At 69.8% G+C, this 12,917-nt stretch carries 9 protein-coding genes, 1 tRNA gene and 2 pseudogenes; 7 read left to right on the top strand and 5 right to left on the bottom strand.

Going from position 1 to position 12,917, the window contains the following annotated elements:
* Positions 1-107: 107 nt before the first annotated feature.
* Together malQ and treZ are read right to left on the bottom strand one after the other, a co-directional pair.
* Positions 108-1,889, bottom strand: a pseudogene (gene malQ, locus FV223_RS09355) (4-alpha-glucanotransferase); the annotation flags it as partial.
* Positions 1,886-3,691: a malto-oligosyltrehalose trehalohydrolase gene (treZ, locus tag FV223_RS09350; RefSeq protein ID WP_147726652.1), complete on the bottom strand. Its 1,806-nt coding sequence runs from the start codon at positions 3,689-3,691 to the stop codon at positions 1,886-1,888. The gene treZ and the pseudogene malQ, both read right to left, overlap by 4 nt.
* 420 nt (positions 3,692-4,111) lie before the next feature.
* Here treZ and gyrA point away from each other — a divergent pair, with 420 nt between their 5' ends.
* The 7 genes from gyrA to FV223_RS09315 all read left to right on the top strand — a co-directional run bounded on the left by gyrA (position 4,112) and on the right by FV223_RS09315 (position 11,202).
* A complete protein-coding gene (gene gyrA, locus FV223_RS09345; protein WP_147726650.1) occupies positions 4,112-6,847 on the top strand; it encodes a DNA gyrase subunit A in 2,736 nt (911 codons plus the stop codon).
* A gap of 249 nt (positions 6,848-7,096) precedes the next feature.
* Positions 7,097-7,930 (top strand): porin family protein, encoded by an 834-nt coding sequence (locus FV223_RS09340; protein ID WP_147726649.1) that lies wholly within the window; start codon positions 7,097-7,099, stop codon positions 7,928-7,930.
* Positions 7,931-8,087: 157 nt separating this feature from the next.
* Positions 8,088-8,591: a pantetheine-phosphate adenylyltransferase gene (coaD, locus tag FV223_RS09335; RefSeq protein WP_147726647.1), complete on the top strand. Its 504-nt coding sequence runs from the start codon at positions 8,088-8,090 to the stop codon at positions 8,589-8,591.
* 31 nt (positions 8,592-8,622) lie between these two features.
* Positions 8,623-9,171 carry a peptidylprolyl isomerase gene (locus tag FV223_RS09330; protein ID WP_147726645.1) on the top strand — a complete coding sequence of 183 codons (549 nt, stop codon included), beginning with the start codon at positions 8,623-8,625 and terminating at the stop codon, positions 9,169-9,171.
* A gap of 6 nt (positions 9,172-9,177) precedes the next feature.
* A complete protein-coding gene (locus FV223_RS09325) occupies positions 9,178-9,675 on the top strand; it encodes a hypothetical protein (protein ID WP_147726644.1) in 498 nt (165 codons plus the stop codon).
* 70 nt (positions 9,676-9,745) lie between these two features.
* Positions 9,746-10,204, top strand: coding sequence for a peptidylprolyl isomerase (locus FV223_RS09320; protein WP_147726642.1), 459 nt, complete (start codon positions 9,746-9,748; stop codon positions 10,202-10,204).
* 722 nt (positions 10,205-10,926) lie between these two features.
* Positions 10,927-11,202, top strand: a complete 276-nt coding sequence (locus tag FV223_RS09315; protein WP_147726640.1) for a hypothetical protein — start codon at positions 10,927-10,929, stop codon at positions 11,200-11,202.
* A gap of 55 nt (positions 11,203-11,257) precedes the next feature.
* On the opposite strand, the gene FV223_RS09310 is transcribed toward FV223_RS09315, so the two are convergent.
* The 3 genes and pseudogenes from FV223_RS09310 to FV223_RS09300 all read right to left on the bottom strand — a co-directional run.
* A tRNA-Gly gene (locus FV223_RS09310) sits at positions 11,258-11,331 on the bottom strand.
* A 78-nt stretch (positions 11,332-11,409) separates the two neighbouring features.
* Positions 11,410-12,585: an FMNH2-dependent alkanesulfonate monooxygenase gene (ssuD, locus tag FV223_RS09305; RefSeq protein ID WP_147726638.1), complete on the bottom strand. Its 1,176-nt coding sequence runs from the start codon at positions 12,583-12,585 to the stop codon at positions 11,410-11,412.
* 20 nt (positions 12,586-12,605) lie between these two features.
* A pseudogene (locus FV223_RS09300) lies at positions 12,606-12,917 on the bottom strand (ABC transporter ATP-binding protein); the annotation flags it as partial.

Here is a 12,917-nt window from a genome sequence, read left to right as displayed (position 1 = left end):
CTTCCACATTGCGGAAGCGACGGCCGGCAACGCGGCGCGCGGGGCCACCTCCGCCTGTCGGCGGATCTCATAGGCGTAGTTCATCGCTCACAGCCCTGCTCGGGCCGGCGCTCGGTGACGCGCTCGTTGCGCTCCGCCTCGGCCCGCTCGGCGTCGTAGAGGCCGAGGGACTGGCGCGTGTCGGTGTCGACCCCGCGCCACCAGCCGACGAAGGTCGGCAGGTCGTGCGTGGTGATCGCGGTCAGCGCGTCGCGGGGATAGGCCTCGGGCGCCTTGAACCGCCCGTCCTGCTCACGCTCGAACGCCAAGATCCGGTAGCTGAGGATGCCAGCCTGCATCAGCGCGTCCGAGAAGCCCTCCGGCGCGGTGCCGAGATCCTCGGCGATGACGAGGCACTTGTTGCGATGGCTCTCCAGGCGCAGCACCGCGATCATCGGCTCGAACGGCATCGCCACGTAGGCGCCGTCCTTCGCGCCGCCGCCGAGCGGGATCAGGAACAGGCGGGCGAGCTGGAAGGCGTGGTCGATGCGGATCGCGCCGGCATGGCGCATGTTGGCGCGCACCAGCGCCCGGAAGGCGGCGAGCCCGTCGCGCTCCATCTCGAGCGGATCGAAGGCCGGCAGTCCCCAATCCTGGCCCTTGGGCGCGAGCAGGTCCGGCGGTGCGCCGATCGAGACGCGGTCGGCGAAGCGCTCGGGATGCGACCAGATCTCCGAGCCGCCACGGTCTGCGCCGACGGCGAGGTCGCGGTAGAGGCCGATGCGCATGCCGGTCGCGAGCGCCCGCTCGGAGGCGTCTGCGAGCTGCCGGTCGGCGAGGTACTGGAGCCAGGCGTGATACGACACCGCGTCGCGGTGCTCGTCGGCGAAGGCCGCGACGGCGTCCGTTCCGGCGCGCCGGAATTCCTCCGGCCAGTCGCCGAGCCACTGGGCGCCCCGCCCCTTGAAGTGCTCGGACAAGGCCTCGAACGTGGCGTGCGATTGAAGATCCTCGCCGCCCTCCTCCCGGAAGGCCGTGAAGCCCGCATCCGCGCCCCGGCTCGCATCCGACTCCGCCCAGAAGTCCTGCAGCACCGGCGAGAGCACGTCCCACACGCCCTGATGGTCGACCAGGGCGGCGGCGCGCAACGCTTCGACGCGGGGCGCCATCTCGGCGAGACGCCTTTCCGCCCGCGAGCCGACGAAGCTCGGCATGCTCGTCGGCGCGATGAACAGCGTGTCGAGGAACAGGCGCGAGGACGGCGAGTAGGGCGAGATCTTGGTCCGGTCGGCGGCAAACAGGGCGTGCACCGGGCTCAGGCCGAGAAACGATGCGCCGCGCAGGCCCGCATCGCGCGCCGCCTGACCCGCGTCGGCATAAGTGCCGATCCCGAGGTTGGTGTCGGAGCGCAGGCCGTAGAGCTGGGCCGCGAGACCCCAATCGCTGGCGCCCTCGTCGGCATAGGCGCGCGGACGCCAGCAGCGCTGCGGCGCCGAAATGATCCAGGCTTCCGCAGTCCGGTCGCCGAGGGTGACGGCGAGGTGATGGTAGCCCGGGGTCAGCGGCGGCAGCTCGAACCCGGCGGTATCGCTGGACAGGGTTGCCCGGCCCTCGCGGGCGTTGCCGCGCTCGTCGACGATGCGCCAGACCGCCGTCCCCTCCCCGCGAACCGGAACGCGCACCGCGCGGCGCGCCTCGACCGGCAGCAGCGGCGGGATCAGGCCGTTGCGCAGGGCCTCGACCTCGCCGAGGCTCCGGGCGATCTCCTCGTCGGTGCCGACCGCGAAGCCGAGCGCCGCGAGCATGCCGCGGCGGACTTCGAGCGCGGTCTCGACCGGCTTGCCGAAGGCGTCGACGTAGCCGTCGGCGATGCCTGCGAGGTCGGCAAGGCGTTGCAGTGCAATGCTCATCGGGCCGCTTTCGTCAGAAATACACCCGTCCAGGCGGGCAGAGACGCACCGGTGCGGTCCGGCGCATTGGTCCAGACCGGCGTGTCGTCGCCGGCCTCGACGGAGAACGGCGCATCGCCGACATTGGCGACGAACCGCAGGGTCCCGCCCGCGTAGGACCAGGTGCAGTCGACCACGTCGGCGCGGGGAAGGATCGCCTTTGCGTTGCGATAGCCGGACTTGGCGAGCGGCACCACCACGTCCCGGCGCAGGGCCAAGAGCCGGGTGGTCTCGGCCAGCACCTCCCGGTGCGGCGAGCGCTCGCGCTCGGACCAGTCGAGCTTCGACGCTTCGAAGGTCTCGGCCTCGGTCGGATCCGGGATCACCGACGTGTCGTCGGCGAAGGCCGCGAAGCTCTTGAACTCCTTGCGGCGCCCTTCCCGGACGGCCTTGTTCAGCTCCGCGTCCGGCGCGAAATCGACGAAGAACAGGAACGGCGTCGAGGCCGACCATTCCTCGCCCATCCACAGCATCGGAATCTGCGGGCTGAGCAGGAGCCCGGCGCGCGCCAGATCGAGCTTCTTCGGATCGGCGAGCTCACTCAGGCGCTCGCCGAGCGCGCGGTTGCCGACCTGGTCGTGGTTCTGCAGGAACGTCACGAACGCGGTCGGCGGCAGGTGGGCCGAGGGCTCGCCGCGCGGATGGTCGCCCAGCGTCTTGAACGGCTCGCCCTGATAGGCGAACCCCTCCGACAGGCAGCGCGCCAGCCGCTCGACCGGCTTGTCGCTGAAGCTCTCGTAGTAGCCGGAATCCTCGCCCGTCAGCAGCACGTGCCAGCAATGGTGCAGGTCGTCGGCCCACTGGGCGTCGTGCTGGAGCGGCTTGCCCGAGCCGTCGCGCTCGAGCCACTTGGCCTGGTTGGCCTCGTTTTCGAGCATGAGATGGATCTGGCGATCGGGGAAGGCCGCGCGGACCGTCTCGCCGAGCTCGGCCAGGAAGTGCGTCGGCGAATCGTCGAGGATCGCGTGGACGGCGTCGAAGCGGATGCCGTCGAAATGGTATTCCTCGAGCCAGTACAGCGTGTTCTGGATGAAGAACTGCCGCACGGTGTGGCCGCTCTCCTTGCCGTCGAAGTTGATGCCCGCGCCCCACGGGGTCTGGTGCCGCTCGGTGAAGAAGGTTTTGGCGTAGGCGTGGAGATAGTTCCCGGCCGGCCCGAAGTGGTTGTAGACCGCGTCGAGGTAGACCATCAGCCCGAGCCCGTGCGCGGCGTCGATCAGGCGCTTGAGGTCGTTGGGACGGCCGTAGGCGGCGTCCGGCGCGTAGGGCAGCACCCCGTCGTAGCCCCAATTGCGGGTGCCCTTGAAGTCGGCGAGCGGCAGCAGCTCGATGGCGGTGACGCCGAGCGCCTTCAGGTCGGCCAGCCGCTTCTGCAGCCCGGCATAGGTGCCCTCCGGCGTCGCGGTGCCGACATGCGTCTCGTAGATCACCGCCTCCTCGAACGGCCGGCCCTTCCACGCGTCGTCGCTCCAGGCGAAGGCGGCCGGGTCGATCACCTCGGACAGGCCCGACACGTCGTCCGGCTGGAAGCGCGAGGCGGGATCGGGCACCACGAGGTCGCCGTCGACGCGGAAGCCGTAGCGGGCGCCGGCCGCGACCCCGGGGACGGTCGTTCGGCGCCAGCCCTCGCCGGCATCCGGAAGCGCGTGATCCGTCCCGTCGACCACCAGCACGACGTCCCGTGCCGTCGGGGCCCAGAGCGCGAAGCGGACGCCTTGGTCCGCGATCTCGGCGCCGAAGGCCATGTTGTGCGTGCGCCGCATCGGGCCACCATCCTCATCGTTCGGGGCTCACGGGTCGGTCCGGATCGCGCGGGGGCGATCCCCGGAACGGTGCCGGGCGTGAACAGCCACGTCTGTCACAGAAGCGGTCGGCCCAGCTGTTGTTCCCCGCACCGCACCCAAACCCTGCCGATCGCGCGGCGGCATTCGGGCGCGAGCTTGGCCGGAGCCAGCGCAAGGCGGGAACGCGCGGGGATCCTGCGGTTGCAGGCGTCGCTCGCGGTCGCGAAAAAGGCGGCGGACGCGCCGGGATCGGGTGCTTGCGCCGGTGCGACGGGAGGAATAATTGGCCGTCTGATATCATTCGTCTTCCCCCACGTCGCGCCGCGTGCGGCGCTTCGGCGTGGGATGCACCTGACAACGGCCCCGGACGCGGGGCCTTCGCCACACGGATAAAAGCCCTTGGCCGACAACGACGAGACAGGGGCCGGCACGCCGCCGCCCGCCAGCGACATCAAGCCCGTCTCCATCACCGACGAGATGCGCCGGTCCTACCTCGACTACGCGATGAGCGTGATCGTGAGCCGGGCGCTGCCGGATGCGCGCGACGGCCTCAAGCCGGTGCACCGGCGCATCCTGTTCGCCGCCTACGAGAGCGGGCACCTGCCGGAGCGCAAATACGTCAAGTCGGCCCGCATCGTCGGCGACGTGATCGGTCTCTACCACCCGCACGGCGACCAATCGATCTACGACGCCTTGGTCCGCATGGCGCAGGACTTCTCGATGCGGCTGATGCTCATCGACGGCCAGGGCAACTTCGGCTCGGTCGACGGCGATCCCGCGGCGGCGATGCGCTACACCGAATCGCGGCTCGCCAAGCCGGCGACCGCGCTGCTCGCCGACATCGACAAGAACACCGTCGACTTCCAGCCGAACTACGACGAGTCGCGCGAGGAGCCGTCGGTCCTGCCGGCGCGGTTCCCGAACCTGCTCGTCAACGGCGCCGGCGGCATCGCCGTCGGCATGGCGACCAACATCCCGCCGCACAATCTCGGCGAGCTGATCGACGCCTGCATCGCGCTGATCGACGATCCGGGCCTGACGATCGAGCAGCTCACCGAGATCGTGCCCGGCCCGGATTTCCCGACCGGCGGGGCGATCCTCGGCCGCGCCGGCACGCGCCAGGCCTACGCCACCGGCCGCGGCTCGATCATCATGCGGGCGAAGTCCCACGTCGAGGAGCTTCGCAAGGAGCGCGAGGCGCTGATCTTCACCGAGATCCCGTACCAGGTGAACAAGGCCACGCTGGTCGAGAAGATCGCCGAGCTGGTCAAGGAGAAGCGCGTCGAGGGCATCTCGGACCTGCGCGACGAGTCCGATCGCGACGGCATGCGCATCGTCGTCGAGATCAAGCGCGACGCGATGGCGGAGGTGGTGCTGAACCAGCTCTACCGCTTCACGCCGCTGCAATCCTCGTTCGGCTGCAACATGGTGGCGCTGAACGGCGGCCGCCCCGAGCTGATGAACCTGAAGGACCTGCTCCAGGCCTTCATCGACTTCCGCGAGGAGGTCGTCTCCCGCCGCACCAAGTTCTTGCTGAACAAGGCGCGCGAGCGCGCCCACGTGCTGTGCGGCCTCGCGATCGCGGTCGCCAACATCGACGAGGTGATCCGGCTGATCCGCACCTCGCCCGACCCGAACTCGGCGCGCGAGGCGCTGATGGCCCGCGACTGGCCGGCCCACGACATCGCCCCGCTGATCGCCCTGGTCGACGACCCGCGCCACCGGGTGGCGGACGACGGCACCTACCGCCTCTCGGAGGTGCAGGCCCGCGCGATCCTCGACCTGCGCCTGCAGCGCCTGACCGCGCTCGGCCGCGACGAGGTCGGCGACGAGCTGAAGTCGCTCGCCGACGAGATCGCCGACTACCTCGACATCCTGCGCTCGCGCCAGCGCATCCAGACCATCGTCAAGGACGAGTTCGCCGAGGTGCGGACCCAGTTCGCGACTCCGCGGCGGACGGTGATCCTCGACTACGATTCGAGCGTCGACGACGAGGACCTGATCCAGCGCGAGGACATGGTCGTCACCGTGTCCCATGCCGGCTACGTCAAGCGCGTGCCGCTCTCGACCTATCGGGCCCAGCGCCGCGGCGGCAAGGGCCGCTCCGGCATGTCCACCCGCGAGGAGGATTTCGTCACCCGCCTGTTCGTGGCGAGCACGCATACGCCGGTGCTGTTCTTCTCCAGCCAGGGCCAGGCCTACAAGGAGAAGGTCTGGCGCCTGCCGATGGCGGCGCCGAACGCCCGCGGCAAGGCGCTCGTCAACATTCTGCAGCTGCAGGACCAGGCCGAGCGCATCACCACGATCATGCCGCTGCCCGAGGACGAATCGTCCTGGGACACGCTGGACGTGATGTTCGCGACCGCGTCCGGCGGCGTCCGGCGCAACAAGCTGTCCGACTTCGTGCAGGTGAACCGCAACGGCAAGATCGCGATGAAGCTCGATCCGGGCGACCACATCGTCCACGTCGAGATCTGCCGCCCCGAGCAGAACGTGCTGCTGACCACCGCGCTCGGCCAGTGCATCCGCTTCCCCGTCGAGGACGTCCGCGTCTTCAAGGGCCGCGATTCCACCGGCGTCCGCGGCATCAGCCTCGGCAAGGGCGATCGCGTCATCTCGATGACGATCCTCAACAGCTTCGACGCGACGCCCGAGGAGCGCGTCGGCTTCCTGAAGATGCAGCGCGCCGTCATCGGCGACACCGCACCCGAGGCCGGCGACGCCGATGCCGAGGAGGCTGCCACCGATGCGCCGCTGCTGTCGCAGGAGCGCTACGCCGAGATGGGCGCCAACCAGCAGTTCGTTCTGACGCTGGCCGAGCGCGGCTACGGCAAGCGGACCTCGTCGTTCGAGTACCGGACCTCGGGACGCGGCGGAAAGGGCATCAAGGCGATGGAGGTCAACCCCCGCAACGGCAACCTCGTCGCCTCCTTCCCGGTCGAGGCGGCGGACCAGATCATGCTGGTGACCAATGCCGGCCAGCTCATCCGCGTGCCGGTGGACGACATCCGCGTCGTCGGCCGCGCCTCGCAGGGCGTGACCGTGTTCGACACCGCCAAGGACGAGCGCGTCGTCTCCGTCGAGCACATCGCCGGCGAGGACGAAGGCGGCGAGATCATCGACGAGACGGCGTGAGGCGGAGGCCCTGCAGGGCGGCGGATCCAGCCGTCCTGCAGGGTTTCGGCACCGGCTTTTCGCGCGTGCTAGAAAAAATGATACTCGGCGTGGGATGATTTTTCCGGGATAAACGTAGCGTATATATTTGACGAAAGCATCGTCGCGACTGGACTAACGATGTTTCCGAGTGTTGCCGCGAAGTCATATTCAAGGTGAGGCGGCGGGGTTACTGGTCTGCAACGTCAGTCCCCAACCCCGGATGCCGCTGTGCTGAAGTCCTTCGCCCTCGCCGCCGTCGCCTCGGCGACCCTCGCCGCCTCAGCCGGCGCCGCCGACCTTCCGCGCCGGGCCCCGCCGCCGGTGTTCACGCCCGTCCCGGTCTTCACCTGGACCGGCTTCTACCTCGGCGCGAATGCCGGCTACGCCTTCTCCGAGCGCGACAACGTCCGCACCGCCGGCATCGGCGCGCTGCAGCTCAACGTCGACCGCGGCCTGCGCCGCTCGAGCGTGCCGCTGCCGCAGGACGGCTTCACCGGCGGCGGTCAGATCGGCTACAACTACCAGTTCACCCCGGGCTCCGGCATCGTCGTCGGCATCGAGGCCGACGCGCAGTACACCGACCTGCAGCGCCGCCGCACCGAGACGATCTTCAACCCGGCCTTCAACCCCAACGTCCTGACCAACAGCTACCGCACCGAGCTGAACTACCTCGGCACCGTGCGCGGCCGCATCGGCTACGCCTTCGATCGGGTGTTCGTGTACGGCACCGGCGGCTTCGCCTACGGCGACGTGACCCAGTCCGTCACGTTCCAGACCGGCGCTCCGGTGACCTACGCCGCCCGCCGCTCCAGCATGGAGACCGGCTACGCCTACGGCGGCGGCATCGAGTACGCGCTGCCGACCGAGTCGTTCCTGAACTTCTTCCGCGCCAGCGCGGTCACGATCAAGGGCGAGTACCTCCGCTACGACCTGGGGAGCCGCAACCTCTTCGTCGCCAATGTCGGCCCCGCCGGCACGCCGGGCATCGGCTACATCTCGCGCCTCTCGACCGAGGGCAGCCTCGCCCGCGCCGGCATCAACTACAAGTTCGGCACGTACTAGGATCTGCGCCGGGCTGCGGGCAGCCCGGATCGATCGAGATCGACCGGAAGGGTGGGAGCGGAAGCGCTTCCGCCCTTTCTCGCGTTTCCGGCCGGCGGTCCATTCGCCGGGGCCGGCGGTTCCGTTCGTCACGAAAATCCTCTAGGGCCTTGCGGGCATGAACCGCACCGCGCTCTATGCCGGGTCCTTCGATCCGGTGACCAACGGCCATCTCGACGTCGTCCGCCAAGCCTGTCGGCTGGTGCCGCGCCTCGTGATCGCGATCGGCGTCCATCCCGGCAAGGCCCCGCTCTTCTCCGCCGAGGCGCGGGCCGAGCTGCTCGCGGAGACCTGCGCGCCGCTCGCCGCCGCCGAGGGGACGGAGCTGGAGATCGCGACCTTCGACGACCTCGCCGTGACGGCGGCGCGCCGCTGCGGCGCCAGCCTGTTCATCCGCGGCCTGCGCGACGGCACCGATCTCGACTACGAGATGCAGCTTGCCGGCATGAACGGCGCGATGGCGCCCGAAGTCCAGACCGTGTTCCTGCCGGCCTCGATCCAGGTCCGCCCGATCACCGCGACGCTCGTCCGGCAGATCGCCGCGATGGGCGGCAACGTCTCGCCCTTCGTGCCGGCCCAAGTGGCCGAACGCCTCGCGGCCCGCTTCGCGAGCCGCAGCTGAGCCCCCAACGCTTCTCAAGGAGACGATCCCCATGAACCGCCGCAACGCCGTTTTCGCGCTCGCGCTCTCCCTCACGCTCGGGGCCTCCGCCGCCCGCGCCGCCGACGCCAACACCGTCTACCTCGACACCAAGGACGGCCGCGTCACGATCGAGCTGCGCCCGGACATCGCGCCCAAGCACGTCAAGCAGCTCAAGACTCTGATCGCCCAGGGCTTCTACAACGGCCTGAAGTTCCACCGGGTGATGGACGGCTTCATGGCCCAGACCGGCGACCCGAAGGGCAACGGCACCGGCGGCTCGAGCCTGCCCGACATCCCGGCCGAGTTCTCCTCGGCGCAGTTCCGCCGCGGCACCGTCGGCATGGCGCGCTCGTCAGATCCGAACTCGGCCAACTCGCAGTTCTTCATCTGTCTCGGCGATGCCTCCTTCCTGAACGGCCAGTACACCGTGGTCGGCCTCGTCTCCGACGGCATGGATGCCGTCGACAAGATCAAGAAGGCGGCGCCCGGCGTCGCTGGCGGCGCGGTCCAGAACCCGGACAAGATCGTCAAGATGCAGCTGGCCGAGAAGGCCAAGTAAGCGGCGATGCGGGGCCTGCGCCGCGCGTCGGCGACCCTCCTCGTCGCCCTCGTGCCCGCCGCCGCGGGCGCCCAGCCGTTCTACGGCTACGCGTTCGACGGCGAAGGCCCCGGCTATCCGCTGAGCCTGCCGCAGACGTTGCGGGCGACGATCGTCGTCCCGCTCGCGGTGAAGCCGGTTCCGCGCCCGAACACCCTGGCCGAGCTCTATCCCGCCCTCGCAGCGTGCTGGCGCCCGCCCGCCATCCTCGAGGATGCGTCGAACGTCGAGATCACCGCGCGGCTGTCGCTCCGGCGCGACGGAAGCTTGCTCGGGCCGCCGCGGATCACGTATGCGAGGGGCGTCGGTCCGAAGACGCGCCCGACCCTGGTGCATGCGACGATCGACGGATTGAACCGTTGCCTGCCGGCCCAGATCACGCCCGGCCTCGGCCGAGCGATCGCCGGGCGTCCCGTCGCCCTACGTTTCGTCTACCGGAAGGTCACCGCGAACCGACCCGGATGACGGCCACCGATCACCCCGCCGCGCCGCAGCCAGGCGCAGCGCCCCCGCCCTGAACAACCTGGAGACCGACATGGCCGACACCGAAAACCTCGTCCTCGAGACCACCAAGGGCCGCGTCGTCGTCGCGCTGCGCTCCGACCTCGCGCCGAACCACGTCGAGCGCATCAAGACGCTCGCCGGCCAGGGCTTCTACGACGGCGTGCCGTTCCACCGCGTCATCGACGGCTTCATGGCGCAGACCGGCGATCCCACCGGCACCGGCTCGGGCGGCTCCGACCTTCCCGACCTGAACGCCGAGTTCAACGCCGAGCCGCACACCCGCGGCACCTGCTCGATGGCGCGCACCAACTTCCCGCACTCGGCGAACTCGCAGTTCTTCATCTGCTTCGACGACGCCCGCTTCCTGGACAAGCAGTACACCGTCTGGGGCAAGGTCGTCGAAGGCATGGACGTGGTCGACACGATCAACAAGGGCGAGCCGCCGCGCTCGCCCGACAAGATCGTCAAGGCGACCATCGCCGCCGCCTGAATCCGGACCCGTCCGTCGCCCCCGAGAACCGGGCGACGGGCGGTGCCCCACGCCCCAAGTTTTCTCCACGCGATACCCGTTTCAGTCGTCGATCCCTCGCCCGCGGCGGAGGCGATGCATGCCTCCATCGAGCAGACGTTCGTCGAGCGCGAACTGCCGACGGCAGCCGTATCGGATCGAGGATCGAAAGATCGGGATGCGCCGGCGTCCTCAACGCAGCGCCGATCGCCGACGCCCTACCCACCCTGCCTCCACGAATATCGGATCATACGGTTCGGCTGAGCCATTCGCGACGGCGCTACGCCAGGATCGAGCCGTCCGCTTGCAGCGCCATGGCCCCGCCGGCGGTTGCTCGATCGGCGATCGCTCGATCCCGCTCGTCATCGGGCTCGACACGGTGGCCGGACCCGTCACGAACCCGTCTGCGCCCCGAAGGCGCTCGCATCGCTCGCCGTAGCGATGCTTGGGCGGGACCGCTCGCTCGGCGTCGTCCGGGTCACTGGCGCGCACCCGGAACGCCCGGCGAATTTAACCCATGTTGGTGTCGGTCTTGCGCCGGCAACTTAGCGTGACGGTTGCGCTCGCCCGTCATTCGAACACGTCGCGGTTGGCGCGTCGATCTCTTCCGCCGCGGAGCCATCGTGCCGAGGCCGGCGCTCGCGGGTGCGGACGCGGATCGACACGATGTCGTCCATGGCCATGCGCGAGCAAGAACACATCGGATGGTCGAGAAGCGGGATACGGGCGTGAGCGAGGCGATTCAGGACGAGACCTTGCAGGCGCCGGTCGCGATCGCCCGCAGCCGCAGGGCGTCCCCCGCAGGTCCGCGCTATCACGCGGTCATCACCGCCCGCGACGGCGCGAAGAGCCTTCACCCGTTGCCAGCATTCGGCGACGACGAAGCCATCGCGCAGGCGCTCGCGCTCGCCGAAGGCCGGGTGATCGAGGTCTGGGACGGCCCGCGCCTGATCGAGCGCTTCAACGCAGTCACCTGGTAGCGCCCGAACCGTAAATGGCAGGCGTCGCGACCGTCGGCATGATCTACAGAAGGGGTGGAGCGGGTACCGGGAATCGAACCCGGGTATTCAGCTTGGAAGGCTGCTGCTCTACCATTGAGCTACACCCGCAATCCGCGCCGGATAGCATGGCGCGGTGAGCTTGAGAAGGCCGGAGACGCTGCGATCCGGCCCCTCCCGGCGTGGTTCTCAGTGCGCCGCGACCTGCCGCGTCGGCACGATGTCGTTGGCCATCACCTCGCCGAACGGGCCGTCGTTGCGGGCGTTCGAGGGGCCGATGCCGGTGGTGGCGCGCAGCGGCAGCTTCGGGAAGACGAGCTCGGCGAAGCGGTAGGCCTCCTCGAGATGCGGGTAGCCGGAGAGGATGAAGCGGTCGATCCCGAGATCGATGTACTCCTTCATCCGGTCGGCGACCTGGTCGGCCGAGCCGACCAGCGCCGTGCCGGCACCGCCGCGCACCAGCCCGACGCCGGCCCAGAGGTTCGGCGAGACCTGAAGCTTGTCCCGGCTTCCGCCGTGCAGCGCCATCATCCGGCTCTGCCCGACCGAATCCTGGCGCTTCAGCGTGGCCTGCGCTTTGGCGATCGTGGCGTCGTCGAGCTTCGAGATCAGGCGGTCGGCCGCCGCCCACGCCTCGCCCTCGGTCTCGCGGACGATGACGTGCAGGCGGATGCCGTAGGAGAAGGTCTTGCCGCGCGCCTCCGCGGCCGCCTTCGCGGTCGCGATCTTCTCGGCGACGCCGGCCGGCGGCTCGCCCCAGGTAAGGTAGACGTCGCAATGCTCGGCCGCCACGTCGATGCCGGCCGGCGACGAGCCGCCGAAGTAGAGCGGCGGATAGGGCTTCTGCACCGGCGGGAAGATCAGCCGGCCGTTCTCCGCCGAGAGGTGCTTGCCCGTGAACGAGACGGTCTCGCCGGCCATCAGGCCGCGCCAGATGTGAAGGAACTCGTCGGTCACCGCGTAGCGCGCGTCGTGGTCGAGGAACACGCCGTCGCCGCGCAGCTCCACCGGATCGCCGCCCGTGACGACGTTGATCAGCAGGCGCCCATCGGAGATCCGGTCGAGCGTCGAGGCCATGCGGGCGGCCGCCGAGGGCTCCATCAGGCCGGGACGCACGGCGACGAGGAAGCGCAGGCGCTGCGTCAGCGGCGCGAGTGCCGAGGCGATCACCCAGGAATCCTCGCAGGAGCGGCCGGTGGGCAGCAGCACGCCGTAATAGCCGAGGGCGTCGGCGCCCTGCGCGATCTGGCGGAGATAGCTCAGCGACACGTCGCGCGCGCCCTCAGACGCGCCGAGATAGCGGCCGTCGCCGTGCGTCGGCAGGAACCAGAGGACGTCGGTCTTTCCGTCGGTCGAGGCGGTCATCGAAAGGTCTCCGTGTCGGCTCAGGCCGCCGAGGGCGTGCCGAGCAGGTGCTCGAGGATGCGGCCTTCGAGCCGCGCCAGGTCGGGATCGCCGCGGCGGCGCGGCCGGGGCACGTCGACCCGCAGATCGAGGGCGATGCGGCCCTCGTCGACGACGAGGATGCGGTCGGCCATCGCCACGGCTTCGGCGACGTCGTGGGTCACGAGGAGCGCGGTGAAGCCCTGCGCCCGCCAGATCCGCTCGATCAGGTCCTGCATGCCGATGCGGGTGAGCGCGTCGAGCGCGCCGAGCGGCTCGTCGAGCGCCAGGAGGCCGGGTCCGCTGACCAGCGC

The organism is Methylobacterium sp. WL116 (assembly GCF_008039455.1).
Taxonomy (GTDB): Bacteria; Pseudomonadota; Alphaproteobacteria; order Rhizobiales; family Beijerinckiaceae; genus Methylobacterium.
The sequence above is the reverse complement of the archived record's forward strand: the minus strand, read 5'-3'. Positions and strand labels throughout refer to the sequence as shown.

Excerpts from the sequence above, each read along its gene's own strand:
- FV223_RS09315 (WP_147726640.1), top strand. The coding sequence starts at position 10,927 with ATGGTCGAGAAGCGGGATACGGGCGTGAGCGAGGCGATTCAGGACGAG.
- treZ (WP_147726652.1), bottom strand. The coding sequence starts at position 3,691 with ATGCGGCGCACGCACAACATGGCCTTCGGCGCCGAGATCGCGGACCAA.
- ssuD (WP_147726638.1), bottom strand. The coding sequence starts at position 12,585 with ATGACCGCCTCGACCGACGGAAAGACCGACGTCCTCTGGTTCCTGCCG.
- FV223_RS09330 (WP_147726645.1), top strand. The coding sequence starts at position 8,623 with ATGAACCGCCGCAACGCCGTTTTCGCGCTCGCGCTCTCCCTCACGCTC.
- FV223_RS09320 (WP_147726642.1), top strand. The coding sequence starts at position 9,746 with ATGGCCGACACCGAAAACCTCGTCCTCGAGACCACCAAGGGCCGCGTC.
- FV223_RS09325 (WP_147726644.1), top strand. The coding sequence starts at position 9,178 with ATGCGGGGCCTGCGCCGCGCGTCGGCGACCCTCCTCGTCGCCCTCGTG.
- coaD (WP_147726647.1), top strand. The coding sequence starts at position 8,088 with ATGAACCGCACCGCGCTCTATGCCGGGTCCTTCGATCCGGTGACCAAC.